Origin of the sequence: Paenibacillus ilasis, from assembly GCF_043195395.1 — a bacterium.
In the GTDB taxonomy this organism is placed as follows: domain Bacteria; phylum Bacillota; class Bacilli; order Paenibacillales; family Paenibacillaceae; genus Paenibacillus_AQ; species Paenibacillus_AQ lautus.
On the sequence record NZ_JBHDJG010000001.1, the window covers coordinates 513,356 to 528,992 of the forward strand.

The window sequence follows — 15,637 nt, forward strand, 5'->3', positions numbered from 1 at the left end:
CTTTTATAATGTTGGAGAAGTTCCAAGGCAGGAAGTACCAGGATGGAGGAAGGCCAACATGTGGAATATCGATTTTGAGCATCAGTATGACAAACGTTCCGGTGCGACCGGTGAACAAATGGCCCGTTTTGTTAAGGAGTGGAATACGGAGCTGTCTGCGCAAGAAATGGAGGATATCAAGGGAAGACAAGTGAATCCTTTTCACAAATCGTCGCCCTTTTACGATCAATATACGCCGCTCGATCCTGCAGGCTGGAAGCTGCCTCAGAGGGATCTCCCTGCAAGCTACGTGGATTTAATGAAGTACTCCAACGGCGGGGAATTTCAACAGGGAGAACGTTATTTCCAGTTCTTTAATACGGAGGATCTGAGGGAGATGAACCTGGCTTATGAGCTGCCGGAGTATATGCCGTATGCGGTATCGTTTGCCATGGATGGAAGAGGAAATCATTATATGTTCGATATGAGGGAAGAGCCGGTAAACGGTGAATATCCGATTCTGTTCGCGCATTCCGGCAGCTTGGGCTATGAGGACTGCGAGCGGGTTGCCGATTCTTTTCTTGCGTTATGTACGGAGACATGGGAGCTTTATTAAGCCTGACATAACAGAAGAGCCCACGCGCCATGCGTGGGCTTTTGCGTTTAGCGGATGAGGAATGGCGCTGTCCCATGTAACGATAACGATGATGATTAAGCCAGTACTTCAACAGTAAAACCGCCCGGAGCTTTAACGTAGAAGGTCCATCCGTGGGCTCTTCGGGGCTCTGTGACATCGAAGCCGTCAACGCTTAGGCGCTGATGAATCTCATTTACCTTCGCTTCGCTTTCCTGAATAAAGCCAATATGAAACGTCTTGGGATAGTTAACCTCGGTACCCCGCATTAAGGTCAGCACCATCCCTTGATCGTCAAACAGCGCTGCAAATGACTGACCACGCTCGCCTCCGATTTTGAGTCCGAAATAGGTTTGCAAAAATTCCTTGGCGGCGGTTACATCGGTTACGGTGAGATTAAGATGGTTCATTATCATATCGTAAACACTTCCTTCCTATGGAATGTGATTCTTCATTCAAGCGTAGCACATTGAAGCAAGAGGAGATCTTATGCAGGTTTAGGGCAGGAATGGGCGGCAAAACCCGTCAGGTAAGTCGAATGTTTTAGATAAGGCTTTGTTTTTATATGATCGAAAAAAAGCTTCCGCAACGGATTATCATCACAGATGAGCGGAGCATCTGGTATAATAACATCACATTAATTGATAATGATTATCATAATCAAGTGGGTGGAATGGCTCTCCAAGAAGAATTGATACATAACAAAGGTGCTCTCCTGAGTCTTGTGATACAAGATGAAGGTAGAGCGCCTTGTTTTTTAATGTGATCCTATTCTTGAACCTCCTGGCCCAAAGTATAAAGCCCCCTGTGGGAGACGAATTAAGAACGATTTTGCCAAATAATCTGCTATACTACTCAGTAGACTTACCCCCTTATTCAGAAAAAAAGGTGAACTTTCATGCTTTCATTTACTAGACTAACCAAATGCAAACCCCCGATCCCGTAATTTCTTTGCCAGCCAACTTGAGATTTTTGAATGATAAGGGGGATGTTAGCTGTGCAAAGAAAAATCTCAAATCCATCCATCTGGTTATTAATTATCCTTGTGGGTTTCCCGCAAATTAGTGAAACGATATATACACCCTCATTACCGGACATTGCCCATCAATTGGGAGCAAGCAACAATGCCATCCAACTGACGCTCAGCATTTACTTCCTGGGTTTTGCCTTCGGGGTGTTTTGCTGGGGAAGGCTCTCGGATTCCATCGGACGTCGTCCTGCCATGCTGTGGGGCATCCTGGTTTATGGAATAGGCAGCTTGGGCTGCTACCTATCCGGTTCGGCCGAATGGTTATTGGTGAGCCGATTCATTCAGGCTTTCGGTGCCAGCACCGGCTCGGTTGTCACCCAAACCATTTTGCGTGAGAGCATCGATGGAGCCAAGCGTCATGCGGTGTTTGCCCAGATTTCGGCAGCGCTTGCGTTTACGCCCGCTATTGGGCCGCTCATTGGCGGATGGGTGGATCAATCTCTTGGTTTCAGGGCGGTGTTCTTGACGCTGGTTTTGATGAGCGCCGCTATTTTGGCGTGTACCTGGACTACTCTGCCTGAAACCAGGGTCAAGGCTGTCTCGAAGATGAACACCCTCTCCGTGGCCAAGCGCCTGGTCTCCGACCGCAGAATATGGGGATTCGGTTTTCTCATTGGAGCCACCAACGGCATATTGTTCAGTTACTATGCGGAGGCTCCGTTTATTTTTATTGAATTTTTTCAGATGAGTCCCGGCGGGTTTGGTTTCTTTGGTATCTTTGTTGCGATGTCATCCATCCTGGGTGCGATGCTGTCGAAGAAACTGCTGACCCGGCTCCAGGCTGAGCGCATTATCGTGATTGGCACGATCATTACGATGCTGGGTGCCCTTTGCCTTACCGTTCTTGCTGTAAGCGGAATGAACACCACTATAATAGACATGGTGTTCATGGTAGCGTGTATTTTTATTCTTCTGCTCGGCATCGGAATGGCGATTCCGAATTGCCTTAGTTTGGCGCTGAACCAATATGGAGATGTGCTCGGAACGGCAGGAGCGATCTTCGGATTGGGTTATTACGTTGTCGTCAGCCTGATTACCAGCGGCATGAGTCTCCTTCACAATGGCTCGTTAATCGTGATGCCCTTGTATTTTCTTGGTCTTGCGGTAGTCATGGTCTGCGTGAGCAAGAAGCTTGCTGGATATGCGCGGAGGTAGTCCGGCATTTTGTTTAAGTTTCATATAGGATTGAAAAAAAGCTGTCCCCTTTCTAGCAGGAGGGGCAGCTTCTTCTTGTTCCACTGGATTAAGTCTCCCTTTCGATTCGGAGGTTCCAAAAATACTGTGTGAAAATTCGAGTCCAATGGTTTATTTTAACACCTGTGAGCTCTCCCCAGTTTTAGGAATGCATCTTTCACTTGAACGACCATTTCATCCAAATTCTTGATACTTGTTGAGCATTCTTTTATGGTCATCAATCCTAGTGCCCCATTGTCATATGACATTTTGAAGTGTCTTGGCATTGTGGGTGACGAAATGACACTTGTGGATATGACAAGCCTTTTGCCATACTCGGTTCAGCCAGTTGTTATGAGGCAAATACATTTTGAGGAGAAACCATGTATGAAAAAAAAGACTCGCACCATCGCGGTTCTGCTATTATCCGCTATGGCAACGACCGCATGTATCCCAGATAGCAGCTCGACAGCTAGCGCAACAATGGCCACACCCATTGCATCTGTAAGTTCTAGCTTGGAGGGGCCCCGCGATGCCAAGGAGGTAGAAGCATTTGCAGATAGCGTTATTACGGACGTGATGAAGAAGTATAACACAGTCGGTACTAATTTTACGGTCGTGTCCGATGGGAAAGTGTTACTAAGCAAAGGTTACGGTTATGCCGACAAAGAAAAGAAGATTCCCGTTGATAAAGACACCGTTTTCCAGATCGGCTCTGTTACCAAGACATTCACGGCCTTGGCGGCAATGCAGTTGGTCGATAAGGGAAAAATCGATTTACGAGGCGACATTCAAAAGTACTTAGGAGGAGTGAAGATTCCGAATAAAACGGGGAAAAACCTGACCATGTATGATCTGCTTACCTATTCAACCGGATTTGATTCACCCGATATCGCTTCGTATTATTCACCGGAATATGTTAACAAAAACTTTCCAATAAAGGATTTTGTCAGATCACATATGTCAGCGGTTGTAAGGCCTCCGGGGGAAATATACACTTATGACAATTTTGGGTTTCTGCTAGCGGGGTATGCGGTAGAGAACGTCTCGGGAATGCCCTATTCGAAGTATATGGAGAAAAACATTTTCAAACCGTTAGGCATGACCTCAACGAATGTGCGAATTACGCCTGAGCTATTAGGCAGAATGTCTGCTCACTATGGACCGAAGGGTGAAAAAATCCCTATGGATGGAACTATTCCTACAGAAAAACCTGAAGGTGGTATCGTCTCAACAGCAGATGACATGGCAAAGTATCTCTTAATGCATCTGAACAAAGGAAAGTATGATGGCAAAGAAATTGTGAGTCAAAAAAGCATAGAGCAAATGCAAACATACCAGCTTTTTGCTGATAAAACGATTCCTATTACAACAATAGGGTTTGAAGGCTACTTCCATGAGAAGATGAATGGTCAACATGTGGTTCTAAAAGGAGGGAATGTTACAGGGCATTCATCCCTGATTGTTATTCTGCCTGAGAAAAATACAGCCTTGTATATGTCCAACAATGACGACAACCCCTATGTGAGCATTGACGTGTATGAAGCATTTATGAATCACTATTATCCAAGAAAGACAGAAGTTCCAAAGCCAACCTATTCGGCAATCAGTGAGCAGCAAGCCAAAGCGTATGTCGGACTATATAAAAACACGCGTGTTGATGCCATGAGGACTAAGGTTTCTTATTCGAACGGGAACTTAGTTTTGGAAGCAGGAGCTGCAGGCAAACAGACGCTGAAAATGATCCATCCTTTATTGTTCGAAGATGAATCCGGTACTAAAATTACGTTTAAGAAAAACGCAGCTGGCCATATCGCATATATGTATTCTACGAGGCTACCAGACTTAGTTGCATTTTCAGAAAAAATTAACGTTGATTCACCTTTTTCTGATGTACCTGCGAGTAGTAAGTATAAATCATATATTAACAATCTTAACGCTTTGAAAGTCATGATCGGGAAGTCTTCCCATATCTTTGATCCAAAAGGAACGATGACTCAGGGAGAATTCTCAGAAGTGCTGCTTCGCGCCCATGGGATGCATAAACAGCCTTACATGATTGAGCCCAATAAGAAACAGATGAAAGCCGGACTGCCTAATTATCAGCCTAATTCTCCGATCACTAGACAAATGGCGGCGGTAATGATCCAAAACCTGAAACAGGTAGAGCCTAGAACGAAGGTTAAACTAAGTGGAAAAACGGATGCCTGGGCAGTGGAAGCGATCAAGGCGCTTGTTTCCCAAGGTATCATAGACCCAGATACCAAGGTTAAATCTGATGGCTCCGTGAACTTCCGTTCAAAAGAACTTTTGAAACGTCAAGAGGCTAGTGCCTTATTGGATCAAGCATTTAATTACTATATTTTACCGATTAGTCATTAATTTACCCGACTCATGAACCCCCAGTCAAGTATATGCCTCAGGGGGAGAGGCGCTTTATGGACGAACTGCTCGCTCTGCTCCCGCAGGAGCTGAATGAGGAGGCATTCCGACTCTGCAGTCAGCTTCTGTACGAGGCCGGGGTGGAGCCGCTACCGCTGCTCATTCCATTTTTAGGCACCCTAACCTGGAGGTTCTGATGCTAAAAGAGATTCATAAAGGAATCAAGGCGGAAGCCTTGGACGGCTTGGCGGATATGGATTGCTTGCGGCAGGTAGACTTCCGTTTTATCGATTCCGGCAAAGGCCGTATTGCCGCCATGCGCAAGCGAATGGCTGAAGCGGGCAAAGAGCATCTTCTCTACGAGAATATCCCCGAGGAGAAGCGGATACGATCGATGGCTCTTGAGCATCTGTCCGGGATCCTGATGTAAGAGTCAGACGGTACAAAATTATGAAAAGCCCGCTAGGATAGCGGGCTTTTTGCCGATTTCAATCTTTTATTCTTCTCCAGTTGCCACTGGATTCTCCTCATAGCTGATCCAATCGCTCCAGCTGCCCGCGTACAGCTTCACATTGCCGTAACCAGCTTCCTCCAGGGCAAGCACGTTCGGGCAGGCGGTGACGCCGGAGCCGCAGTATACGATGATTTCGGCATCTTGCGGAATGTCGGAGAAATGCTCGCGGATCGTTTTGGTTTCCTTCCAATGCCCGGAGTCGTCCAGAACACCCTTCCAGAAGTAGTTCACCGCCCCCGGAATATGTCCGGCCTTGGTGTCCAAAGGCTCCTCGACTCCAGCATACCTGCGGGGCTCACGGGAATCGATAATCGTTTGGGTACCCTGCACCAACGCCTCGCGCACCTCATCTACGAGGACCAGTTTATCGGGCTTAAGCTTGATTTCATATGGTACCGGAATGACGATCGGTTGTTCATCCGTTACCGGGTACGAGGCATTCTTCCAAGCTGTAAAGCCTGCATCCATCACATAAGCCTGTTCATGCCCGGTGTATTTCAGCAGCCACCATAGACGGCTGGCCATGGCTCCGCCCTGGTCGTCATAGATGACGACACGGCTGCTCCCCTGAATGCCGGACTGGCCGAGACGCTTTGCAAGCTGATCCAGGTCCGGCAGAGGATGGCGTCCGCCATGTTGGGTGATAGGGGAGGAGAGGTCCTTCTCCAGGTCGAGATAAACGGCACGCGGAATATGCGATTCCTCATAAGCGGCTCGTCCGCTTTCCGGCTTGCCGAGGGCAAAACGGCAGTCGACGATGACCAAATCCGGTTCATAGAGTCTCGCCAGCAGCCATTTCATGGTCACGATATTATTCATATACCAGGACACCGCCTTCTATTAAGAAATAATGAGATTAGGTAACCGAATTATATCATATTGCTGCATTTCATTACGTATATAACTAAAAAGTCGACCTGTCTCATAGAATGATGAGATCAGGTCGACGATACCAGAATGAATGATGGCAAGAATCAGGAGAAACGCTTTATTTCTTGATCGCTTGAAGCAGCATGGAGGTGTAAGCCTCGGCACCTTCCGGCTCCAGATGGACGCCGTCAGACCGGAAGTATTCCGGATGATCCTTACTGGCTGAATACCAATCCACCAGCGTAACTTTGGGGTTCTGGGCAGCCGCTTTTGCCAGCATGCCGTTGACGTTCTGTTCCCAATCACGTGGAACCCGTGTGTTGATAAGCAGAATTTGCTTAGCTGTATCCAGCGGACGCAGAAGAGAATCCAGATCCTTTTTCGAGAAAGCACCGTTGGTTCCCAGCCCGATGATGATAATGCCCCCATCTATCCGATTTTGGGTCTTCATGGCGGGAATCAGGTCATCGGCCTGACGCATTTGGCGGCCTATCACCGCATCGATGTGAATGCCGGGCAGCGATTTCTCCAGATAAGGGGATACCCCGAGCATGACCGAATCTCCAATGGCCGTGATGGCGGACTTGGATACCGGAGGATTTTGAGGCTTATTCGTTGGCTTCGTAGGATCGCTCTCTTTGCCGGTCGTTTCGGTTGCCGCGTCCTTGGAGGGATCTGGCATATCCGCTTTATCTTCACTAGGCTTACCCGCTTTATCTTCATTCGGTTGATCCGGGATTGTTTTCTCGGAATCCGCCTTATCGGGGATTTTGCTCCCTGCGTTGGTTTGCTCGTCTTCGTTGTCTGTTTCATTACCAGCAGGACGGTCCGGCTCTTTGTTTCTGCCAGCATCGTCATCGCCAGAACCTGTCGCTCCATCCGGAAACGGCATCTGATCCGGTGTATCCTCGGAGTCCGGCTTCTTAACTACACCAGGCTGCTTCGTGTCGGTAGGCGGAGGGGTGATGTTCCCATTCGTGCCTTCAGGAGGCGGCGTTTGTCCTTGCGGTGGCTCCATCGTTCCGGGCTCTGTGCCTTGAGTCTGATCCGGTTCTTCCAGGGCAGGATCAAGGTTCAGCATGGCAGCGATATCGCCTACCGTTCTCGCAGAGGATACGCTGCTCATCATCCCCGAGCAAAAGATGCCGATTAGCATTAGCGAGCTTAGCGATACGACCCAGCCTCTTAACGAAATCGAACGGCGCCGAATGGATCGGGCCTTAAACCATATTTTTTTCAGTCCGCCATGCCGTATCGGTTCTTCAACATACTTCCAGGATAGGGCGGCCAGCAGTACGCTTGCCGCAATTTGCAGGGCAACCTGAGGCAAACTCAAATCGCCTGTACCGGATGCAGGTGAGGTCAGGATCATTACCGGGTAATGCCATAAGTAAATCCCGTAGGATCGAACGCCGATCCATAACAGGGGCTTCCAGCTTAACAAGCGGCTGATTGAAGCGCCCGGGTGCGCCAACACCGCAACGAGAACGGCGGCAGCAAGAGAGAAGAGGAACATGCCTCCTTGATAGAGGAACGAATCGTAACGGTCCACCTGCCACATCATGGAGAGTATGATAAGCATTGCCGCGGCGCCGGTCACGTTGAGTCTGCGCCGGGTAGCCCTTGAAACATGGGTGGACAGCTTCCAGCTGGGCCATACGACAGCCAGCCCCGCTCCGATGAGCAGACCAAACGCTCGGGTATCCGTTCCATAGTAGACCCGGCTAGGATCATCTCCCGGCTGATAGATCACTGCCATAGTCAGAGCTGAAATCGCGGCTCCGGCAGCAATGAAGGTGAACAGCTGTCCCCTGCGGGGGAAGAGCTTGAGAACCGCTAACATGATCAGCGGCCACAGCAAGTAGAACTGCTCTTCCACGGCAAGCGACCAGAAATGCCCCAGTGGAGACGGTGGGCCAAATGATTCGAAATAAGATTGCTGCTGAAAAATAAACTGCCAGTTGCTTATGTATGTAACCGCGCCGAGCACCTCACTCCGAAGCGCAGGCAGTCGCGATCGGTCAAACAGCGTAACCCATACCACAAGGAAGAACAGCATGAGCAGCATGGCCGGGAGGAGACGCCGGAACCTTCGTATCCAGAAATCTTTCAGATCGATCCGGCGCTGATGATGCCATTGTGATGCGAGAATATCTGTAATGAGATACCCGGACAGAACGAAGAATAAACTTACTCCGAGAAAACCACCGCCGGCAAAACCAAAATTCCAGTGGTATCCCATTACTCCGATCAAGGCGAGGGCCCTAAGTCCGTCGAGACCGGGCATGTAGCGTGAATGTGGCTTATCTGATACCGGCAAGGGAGATCGCTCCTTTCGAAGGATCTGCGCTTATGCCGCCCTGGAACAGCCGCTGCGATAATATGTAGGACATATTCTCAAACGTCTGGGTGCTGAATAGTGAATGTGTCATTTGGAACATGGTAAACCTTCCCTTTCCTTTATAGGAGGATATCTTAAATTAAGGAGACGCATATCGAATCCTGTAATATCCTGCAACAAGATGTCATAGCTAATACTATCATTCCAGGAAAATCAGAAGGTGACAAAAAAGTGAAGCTACGGCTACATTAAGATGTCAATAATAAAACAGATTTTTCATTTGAACTGACAAGCCTTTATGCTGAGCATATCCATTTTTCGGCAACGAGCTGTTAGCTGTATCGCAGGAGGCATAAGAAAGAGGAGGCCCTGCCTCCTCCAATATCCTGGATGATTCGACATCCATGATTTCCCTTTTGTTCATATACTATATGGATTAGATCGCGGCTCCTTGCCGTTTGCGAAAAAAGGTTTTGAGTGCCTCGTACACTTCCCCTTTGTCTTTGATGACATGGTACATGAATTGGTCCAGCTTGATATTCTTATAGGCCGACATCAGCGTGCTGCTGCGATTGTATTGATTGACCTCACCGTAACCGAACATGTTGCTTACCTTCAGCAGTTCGCCAATGAGTTTGACGCAGCGTTCATTATCGGACGTGAGATTATCGCCGTCGGAGAAGTGGAAGGGATAAATGTTGTATTTGGTAGGGGGATAACGGTGATGGATAATATCCAGCGCCTTCTGATAAGCGGATGAACATATGGTTCCGCCGCTTTCACCTCGTGTGAAGAACTCTTCTTCGGTCACTTCTTTCGCTTCGGTATGGTGGGCGATAAACACGATTTCCACTTTCTCGTACTGCTTGCGGAGGAAACGGGTCATCCAGAAGAAAAAGCTGCGTGCGCAGTATTTCTCAAAGGAGCCCATGGATCCGGATGTATCCATCATAGCGATAATGACCGCATTGGACTCCGGAATGACGGTATCGTCCCAGGTCTTGTAGCGCAGGTCGTCCGGACTGATGCCGTGGATGCCGGGTTTGCCGTCTCTGGCATTGCGGCGCAAATTCTCCAGGATGGTGCGCTTCTTGTCAATGTTGGACATGATGCCCTTTTTGCGGATGTCGTTGAACACGATGGATTCCGTCTCGATCTGCTCTTTATCCTTGGGCTGCAGCAGCGGGAGCTCTAGTTCCTCAAACAGCATATTCTCCAGTTCTTCCAGGCTGACCTCGGTTTCCACGATGTCCTGCCCTGCCTGATCGCCGGCTGATTCACCTTTACCGGGCTGGGCTGATGAAGGGTCGCGTCCAAGGACGTCTCCAACCTGACTGTCACCGTCGCCCTGACCGACATGCTTTTGCTTTTGGTAGTTATAGATGAAACGGTATTCGTCAAGGCTTCGGATCGGAACTTTAATGATCTGCTTTCCGTCAGACAGAATAATGTTTTCCTCGGTAATAAGGTCGGGCAGGTTGCGTTTGATGACTTCACGGATTTTATGCTGATGACGTACCTGATCCTGGTAGCCTTTGCGGTGCAGCGACCAGTCTTCACGGGATACGACAAACGACAGAGCGTCTTCATTTTGCATGGACAGTCACCTCCCAAGTATAGCCTTGACACGGTTGCCGTCTTTTCGGCTGTAGTATTTCATTATATTCGGGAGAAAGAGCGATATGTGAGTATGAATCCGGGTTTGTCGTGAAAAAGACACTTAACCTGGGATGAATCAGGCAAGTGTCTCGAAGGGGGGACTCCTTAAGCATTTAATACGAATAGGAAAAGGGCTCCGATGGTGATGATGACTACGGCATTTACGATGGTGGCAATGACGGCGACGGCACGCTTGCGCGTTTTGGAGAAGCAGCCTACAATGCCAAGCACCAAGCCGACGATATTGATGACCATGACGATGATGAACACGGCCGCCAGTGTGGTCATCGCTTCCAGCGTTTCCTGAGTCGGCTCAAGGATCGGTCCGTTCTCCGTCATGTAAGGCTCAATCATCGTGGTGCCAAGCGCGCCGAGCAGAATATACCCGAGCAGCGTCACGATCGACAGGATGAATGAGGCGATGCCGAAGCGGGAGTTTTTTCTGTCCTCGGGTGGAATAAATGTGGTTTTGGGTCGTTTGGGTGAATCTTGATCCTCGGATGGGGAGGAAGGTGATCGTTGATCCATGTGCATAATCGCTCCTAACTTAAGAATTCATTCTCTAATAGGTTCATGTAGGTCTTCTATAAAAAGACATCCTTATTAATCTTTCACAAAATGGCCCTGAAATCAAGTCCAAGGCGCTTGCATACCGGTGGAAAAGCTTCTTCGAATCCGTTAAACTTAATTTGATTACATAAGGACACGGATGTCCGCTGACAAAAGGGGTTGAAAAGGCATGAGTCGTAGATTCATCGCATGGGGGTCGATCCTGATGGCATTATCTGTCGCTATCGGAGCATTCGGTGCCCATATGCTGGAGGATAAGATTACGCCGGACGAACTTGCCATTTATGAGACGGGAGTCCATTATCATATGATTCACGGACTTGCGGTCCTGATTACGGGGATTGTGGCGAAGGTTCTGGGCGAATCCCGGAAGCTGTTCTGGGCAGGGACTTTATTCATCGCGGGAACCGTCATATTTTCCGGAAGTCTCTACGTGTTAAGTATATCCGGCATCAAGTGGCTTGGCGCGATTACGCCGATTGGCGGTGTCTCCTTTATCGTGGGCTGGCTGATGCTGATGTCTTCGGCGCTGTCCCGAAAAAATGCTTGATTCCAAAAAAGAACGGCTTCACCGATCCCTTCTTATGGGGCGGCGAAGCCGTTTTTTTTAATGTATGCCGTTGACGTGATACCGACTCAGCTGACGCTGAACTCGTCAATTTCGTTGAGTTTGAAGGTATACACCTGTTTCTCATCAACATGATAAACGTTGACCAGGAAATTGCTTTCGTCATAGTTGAGAATCCGGCAGGGCAGACTGGTCTGCTTACCGTGGCGGTTGGTTGTCAGGCGAACAAGGCGATTGTCCTTACTGTATACTTTAATCCATTCAAAGGGATCATTTCCGGTGAGTGGAGTTTGGACAGGAGGTACGCTTGCAGCGATCTTTTTTTCCGGCGAGGATGTCGCAGGCGGCGCAGGTTTCTCTTTCTGAGAAGCGGCAGAAGCCATCTTCCCGGAGGCTCTGCTAATAACGGAATCTTTCTTGGCTTGAACCAAGGTGTTGATAATTTCTCCAAGCTCCATTCCGGACTTAACCCGGAAATCGACGACTTCAGCCTTGTCGTTCAGCATTTCTAGCAAATATTGCAAAGCCAGTGCGTTGGAGGAACTCTTGACCAGAATATCAACGTTGAATAAAAAGCCGTTATCATCGGTGGCAGGAATTGTGTTCATAGCTTTTATCATTCACCAGCTTTCACAGGGTTTCTACTGAATCAAATATACCATAATTTTCGAATATTCATAGTCCTAATGTCATACATATTTCATCTTTATTCTAATGACTTACGAGTCATTCGCACCATAAGTGTGGGCTGGAATGCATAATATCAGAGACATTCGCACCATGTCGGTTCCAAGAGAATAAACATAATTCTAAGCCGACGTGAGGGGAGGTTTGTTGATATTGGTGACTTTACTGCCGATCGATATTGAAGGACATACCGTAATGGGCGTCGAGGTAAAGCTTCCGAAAACAACGCTGCTGGCCGTTTACACTTCCCGCGGCTATATTATGTGCGGTGCACTCGATGTGGGCCTTCTTAATGAAAAGCTTGCGGACCGCAAGATTATCGCAGGAAGAGCCGTAGGGGTTCGCACACTGGAACAGCTGCTGGAGGCACCGCTGGAATCGGTAACCCTGGAGGCGGAGAAGTGGGGCATTCATCCTGGCTTGGCTGGCAAGGAAGCGATCCTGCGCATGTTATGAGTCATGTATGCCTTACGTTACAAGAGTGATTCCTGTGCGGATCGCTCTTTTTTTAGAGAAAAGAAAGGTCTGCACTTCAGATGCACTAACATGCAAACCGTAAAAAAACGGACAATTCGGCTGGAGGGCCGTTTGTCCGTTTTATGATGCCAATTAAACATTCGGATATAGCGGCTATTCGAACAAGCTTTTTAAGCTCTCATGATAAGGAGCTTGCACGACGCCTTTTTCCGTAATGATTGCTGTCACATATTCATTCGGCGTAATGTCGAAGGCAGGGTTGTACACTTTCACGCCTTGCGGCGCTGTGCGCTTGCCGAAACCTTCCGTGATCTCTTCCGCAGGACGCTCCTCAATCGGAATATCGGCACCTGTCTTCGTATTCAGATCAATCGTGGACAGCGGGCACGCCACGTAGAAAGGAATGCCGTGAGCTTTAGCCAGAACCGCGACCCCGTACGTACCGATCTTGTTGGCGACATCGCCGTTTGCAGCTACGCGATCCGTACCGACGATAACTGCTTGGATCCACCCTTTGGACATGACCATGGCAGCCATGTTGTCTGCCAGCAGCGTAACGTCAATCCCTGCCTGTTGGAGTTCAAAAGCAGTTAAACGCGCGCCTTGGAGGACAGGTCTTGTCTCATCCGCGAACACCTTGATGTTTAGGCCCTGTTCATGAGCCAGATACATCGGCGCCAGGGCAGTCCCGTATTTGGCAGTCGCCAGTCCGCCCGCGTTACAGTGGGTAAGCACACCCATACCGTCTTTGAAGAACGGCAGGGCGTTTTCGCCGATGCGGCGGCATACATCCTCATCCTCGGCACGAATGGCCTCGGCTTCGGCGAGCAGCGCCGCATTCAGTCCGGCCGTATCGAGATCCGAATCCGCCAGCTTCTCAGCTGCAAGCTTGATGCGGTCCAGCGCCCAGAACAGATTGACGGCCGTTGGTCTGGAAGTGGCGAGATAAGCGCAGGTTTTTGCGACTTGATGCAGCCAGCCTTCGTTATCGCTGGCTTCAACCTGCATGCCGCCAAGGACAGCGCCGAATGCTGCCGCGATGCCGATAGCCGGCGCGCCGCGGACTTTCATGGAGTGAATCCCTTCCCAGACTTCCTCCGGTGTATAGAGCCTAAGATAGACGATCTCTTCCGGGAGCAAGCGCTGATCCAGAAGGACCAGATGGTCTCCTCCCCAGTAAACCGAGCTTAGCGGTTCATAGGTGCTGGCATTGCCGGTAGTCATACCGCTCATATCGATACCTCATTTCCTTTAATTGCTTGTGTAATCAAAGTTAAAATGTCCTCAAAGGACTTCATGCTGCGGTGATGGCGCACTAGATTTTTGCCGATGGCAAGCGCTTTGCGCTGCGCAGCTTCTCTGGCCTTATCATCGGGTATGGTGTCAATGTCTGCAACATGGGACAATCCGACGATGCGCCGGATCATTTTGCAGCCCGCGAATCCTGCGGTATCCTTCAAAATCTGCGACACATAATGGTCCTGGTAGCCTGGTGTGCGGGACATTTCGTCCAAGAGGTCTTCGTTCCACAGCAGGCGGAAGTTGTTCTCGAAGTGGGTCCATACGTCGCTTGCCATCTCGAGGAGTCGGGCTTCCCGGGCAGCCAGCGTATGCTCGTCCTCACTCCAGCCCGGCTGTGCCGCATAGTTGAGCAGCAGGTTGCCGATGACCGCACCGATATCGAATCCCATCGGGCCGAAATAAGCGAATTCCGGGTCGATGACCTTGGTGGATTCCGGCGTGACGAAAATGCTGCCTGTATGCAAATCCCCGTGGAGCAGAGCCTGTGCATGAGTCAGAAACTTCTCCCGAAGCAGCGCGACTTCAAAGTGAAGCGGCAGGTCGGTGCGGAGGGCTTCCGCTTCATCGGCAATGCTCTGCGCATAATTGTTATTGGCGGATTCGCGGTATGGATCTTCGAAGATTAAATCTTCGGTGATTTTGCATAAATCCGGATTGACAAAGCGGCCGGCAAGTTCCTTCTTCTTCTGTTGGTTCATCCCGAGATCCGACGTGTAGAACAACGTTCTGGCCAGGAAGCGGCCGATATGCTCTGCGAACTTCGGATAGGCATTGCCCTCAATCAGGCCTTTGCGCATGATGGTATACTCGCTCAGGTCTTCCATTACGGTGTAGGCGAGCTCATCCGAATAACCGTATACTTCGGGTACGAGGTCGGGGCAGATGGAATACTCCGTCTCCAGCGCCAGACGTTCGATACGGGCCCGGTCGAGAGACAGCGGCCAGGATTCGCCTACAACTTTTGCATAAGGAACAGCTTGCTTGATAATGATACTATCAGTCGTATTTTTGGCGGTGACATGAAACACCAGATTGAGATTGCCGTCGCCGATTTCGCGGCATTCGAGCTCGGCATGGTCCGGGAACCGGCCCGGTATACTTTTAGCTAATTGTATAGCTTCTTCCGCGTTCAACGGATGATATGCAGACATGGATGGTCACCCCCAAATAGTATAGAAGAAAAACAAAGCCAACTTTTTTGCTTGGTATTACCTAGTATAACGTTTTTTCGCGAATTTTGTATAATTTTTTGGCAAGACGAAAGGTTTGCGAAACTGATTCGCTTCGTAGTCCTAAGGGTAAACTACAAATAGACGCCCAAGCACAGGATGTACTCATATATTAATGAAGGATTAGCATTAGCAGATGGTACCAGTTACAATGGGTAAACACCGCTCTGCCGAATGTTCCTTTGACGCAGTACAGGGTGCATTTCATATAGAAAAGGAAGG

The 15,637-nt window shown here is 49.2% G+C and carries 17 protein-coding genes; 8 read left to right on the plus strand and 9 right to left on the minus strand.

The annotated features are described in order from the left end of the window. Nucleotides 1-58 precede the first annotated feature (58 nt). A complete protein-coding gene (locus tag ACETK5_RS02620; protein WP_394054251.1) occupies nucleotides 59-595 on the plus strand; it encodes an SMI1/KNR4 family protein in 537 nt (178 codons plus the stop codon). A 95-nt stretch (nucleotides 596-690) separates the two neighbouring features. On the opposite strand, the gene ACETK5_RS02625 is transcribed toward ACETK5_RS02620, so the two are convergent. After that, nucleotides 691-1,029, minus strand: coding sequence for a VOC family protein (locus tag ACETK5_RS02625; protein ID WP_326119334.1), 339 nt, complete (start codon nucleotides 1,027-1,029; stop codon nucleotides 691-693). Between the two features lie 149 nt (nucleotides 1,030-1,178). Here ACETK5_RS02625 and ACETK5_RS02630 point away from each other — a divergent pair, with 149 nt between their 5' ends. The 5 genes from ACETK5_RS02630 to ACETK5_RS02650 all read left to right on the plus strand — a co-directional run bounded on the left by ACETK5_RS02630 (nucleotide 1,179) and on the right by ACETK5_RS02650 (nucleotide 5,628). Then, nucleotides 1,179-1,379 carry a hypothetical protein gene (locus ACETK5_RS02630; protein WP_394054252.1) on the plus strand — a complete coding sequence of 67 codons (201 nt, stop codon included), beginning with the start codon at nucleotides 1,179-1,181 and terminating at the stop codon, nucleotides 1,377-1,379. A gap of 231 nt (nucleotides 1,380-1,610) precedes the next feature. Then, complete coding sequence (locus ACETK5_RS02635) at nucleotides 1,611-2,798, plus strand: multidrug effflux MFS transporter (RefSeq protein WP_394054253.1); 1,188 nt, start codon at nucleotides 1,611-1,613, stop codon at nucleotides 2,796-2,798. 405 nt (nucleotides 2,799-3,203) lie between these two features. Beyond that, on the plus strand, nucleotides 3,204-5,198 hold the full coding sequence (locus ACETK5_RS02640) for a serine hydrolase (RefSeq protein ID WP_394054254.1): 1,995 nt from the start codon (nucleotides 3,204-3,206) through the stop codon (nucleotides 5,196-5,198). Nucleotides 5,199-5,254: 56 nt separating this feature from the next. Continuing rightward, complete coding sequence (locus ACETK5_RS02645; RefSeq protein ID WP_394054255.1) at nucleotides 5,255-5,395, plus strand: hypothetical protein; 141 nt, start codon at nucleotides 5,255-5,257, stop codon at nucleotides 5,393-5,395. Next, nucleotides 5,395-5,628 (plus strand): hypothetical protein, encoded by a 234-nt coding sequence (locus tag ACETK5_RS02650; protein ID WP_394054256.1) that lies wholly within the window; start codon nucleotides 5,395-5,397, stop codon nucleotides 5,626-5,628. The genes ACETK5_RS02645 and ACETK5_RS02650 overlap by 1 nt, the downstream gene beginning before the upstream one ends. 66 nt (nucleotides 5,629-5,694) lie before the next feature. Here ACETK5_RS02650 and ACETK5_RS02655 read toward each other — a convergent pair whose 3' ends face one another. From ACETK5_RS02655 to ACETK5_RS02675, 5 genes are all read right to left on the minus strand, one after another. Next, nucleotides 5,695-6,531, minus strand: a complete 837-nt coding sequence (locus tag ACETK5_RS02655; protein WP_394054257.1) for a sulfurtransferase — start codon at nucleotides 6,529-6,531, stop codon at nucleotides 5,695-5,697. A gap of 169 nt (nucleotides 6,532-6,700) precedes the next feature. Beyond that, the gene (locus ACETK5_RS02660; protein ID WP_394054258.1) at nucleotides 6,701-8,902 is read right to left on the minus strand and encodes an acyltransferase family protein; all 2,202 of its coding nucleotides are present in this window, start codon (nucleotides 8,900-8,902) and stop codon (nucleotides 6,701-6,703) included. After that, a complete protein-coding gene (locus ACETK5_RS02665) occupies nucleotides 8,886-9,014 on the minus strand; it encodes a hypothetical protein (protein ID WP_394054259.1) in 129 nt (42 codons plus the stop codon). The genes ACETK5_RS02660 and ACETK5_RS02665 overlap by 17 nt, the downstream gene beginning before the upstream one ends. 345 nt (nucleotides 9,015-9,359) lie before the next feature. Further along, nucleotides 9,360-10,520: a sporulation protein YhbH gene (gene yhbH / locus ACETK5_RS02670; RefSeq protein ID WP_326114443.1), complete on the minus strand. Its 1,161-nt coding sequence runs from the start codon at nucleotides 10,518-10,520 to the stop codon at nucleotides 9,360-9,362. Between the two features lie 167 nt (nucleotides 10,521-10,687). Next, nucleotides 10,688-11,110: a hypothetical protein gene (locus tag ACETK5_RS02675; protein WP_127593340.1), complete on the minus strand. Its 423-nt coding sequence runs from the start codon at nucleotides 11,108-11,110 to the stop codon at nucleotides 10,688-10,690. 211 nt (nucleotides 11,111-11,321) lie between these two features. Here ACETK5_RS02675 and ACETK5_RS02680 point away from each other — a divergent pair, with 211 nt between their 5' ends. Beyond that, entirely contained in the window at nucleotides 11,322-11,702 is a 381-nt protein-coding gene (locus tag ACETK5_RS02680; protein ID WP_326098127.1) for a DUF423 domain-containing protein, read from the plus strand. An 86-nt stretch (nucleotides 11,703-11,788) separates the two neighbouring features. Here the strand turns inward: ACETK5_RS02680 and ACETK5_RS02685 are convergent, their stop codons facing one another. Beyond that, the gene (locus ACETK5_RS02685; protein WP_326114444.1) at nucleotides 11,789-12,340 is read right to left on the minus strand and encodes a hypothetical protein; all 552 of its coding nucleotides are present in this window, start codon (nucleotides 12,338-12,340) and stop codon (nucleotides 11,789-11,791) included. Between the two features lie 220 nt (nucleotides 12,341-12,560). Between ACETK5_RS02685 and ACETK5_RS02690 the strand changes: the two genes are divergently transcribed. Next, a complete protein-coding gene (locus ACETK5_RS02690) occupies nucleotides 12,561-12,863 on the plus strand; it encodes a YunC family protein (protein WP_100538841.1) in 303 nt (100 codons plus the stop codon). 174 nt (nucleotides 12,864-13,037) lie between these two features. On the opposite strand, the gene mtnA is transcribed toward ACETK5_RS02690, so the two are convergent. Together mtnA and mtnK are read right to left on the minus strand one after the other, a co-directional pair. Beyond that, entirely contained in the window at nucleotides 13,038-14,117 is a 1,080-nt protein-coding gene (gene mtnA, locus ACETK5_RS02695; protein ID WP_326119325.1) for an S-methyl-5-thioribose-1-phosphate isomerase, read from the minus strand. Then, nucleotides 14,114-15,337: an S-methyl-5-thioribose kinase gene (gene mtnK, locus ACETK5_RS02700; RefSeq protein WP_394054260.1), complete on the minus strand. Its 1,224-nt coding sequence runs from the start codon at nucleotides 15,335-15,337 to the stop codon at nucleotides 14,114-14,116. The genes mtnA and mtnK overlap by 4 nt, the downstream gene beginning before the upstream one ends. Nucleotides 15,338-15,637: the final 300 nt, after the last annotated feature.

Excerpts from the sequence above, each read along its gene's own strand:
- ACETK5_RS02630 (WP_394054252.1), top strand. The coding sequence starts at position 1,179 with ATGATCGAAAAAAAGCTTCCGCAACGGATTATCATCACAGATGAGCGG.
- ACETK5_RS02650 (WP_394054256.1), top strand. The coding sequence starts at position 5,395 with ATGCTAAAAGAGATTCATAAAGGAATCAAGGCGGAAGCCTTGGACGGC.
- ACETK5_RS02665 (WP_394054259.1), bottom strand. The coding sequence starts at position 9,014 with ATGACACATTCACTATTCAGCACCCAGACGTTTGAGAATATGTCCTAC.
- ACETK5_RS02645 (WP_394054255.1), top strand. The coding sequence starts at position 5,255 with ATGGACGAACTGCTCGCTCTGCTCCCGCAGGAGCTGAATGAGGAGGCA.
- ACETK5_RS02625 (WP_326119334.1), bottom strand. The coding sequence starts at position 1,029 with ATGATAATGAACCATCTTAATCTCACCGTAACCGATGTAACCGCCGCC.
- ACETK5_RS02675 (WP_127593340.1), bottom strand. The coding sequence starts at position 11,110 with ATGGATCAACGATCACCTTCCTCCCCATCCGAGGATCAAGATTCACCC.
- mtnA (WP_326119325.1), bottom strand. The coding sequence starts at position 14,117 with ATGAGCGGTATGACTACCGGCAATGCCAGCACCTATGAACCGCTAAGC.
- ACETK5_RS02620 (WP_394054251.1), top strand. The coding sequence starts at position 59 with ATGTGGAATATCGATTTTGAGCATCAGTATGACAAACGTTCCGGTGCG.
- ACETK5_RS02680 (WP_326098127.1), top strand. The coding sequence starts at position 11,322 with ATGAGTCGTAGATTCATCGCATGGGGGTCGATCCTGATGGCATTATCT.
- ACETK5_RS02655 (WP_394054257.1), bottom strand. The coding sequence starts at position 6,531 with ATGAATAATATCGTGACCATGAAATGGCTGCTGGCGAGACTCTATGAA.
- yhbH (WP_326114443.1), bottom strand. The coding sequence starts at position 10,520 with ATGCAAAATGAAGACGCTCTGTCGTTTGTCGTATCCCGTGAAGACTGG.
- ACETK5_RS02685 (WP_326114444.1), bottom strand. The coding sequence starts at position 12,340 with ATGATAAAAGCTATGAACACAATTCCTGCCACCGATGATAACGGCTTT.
- mtnK (WP_394054260.1), bottom strand. The coding sequence starts at position 15,337 with ATGTCTGCATATCATCCGTTGAACGCGGAAGAAGCTATACAATTAGCT.
- ACETK5_RS02640 (WP_394054254.1), top strand. The coding sequence starts at position 3,204 with ATGAAAAAAAAGACTCGCACCATCGCGGTTCTGCTATTATCCGCTATG.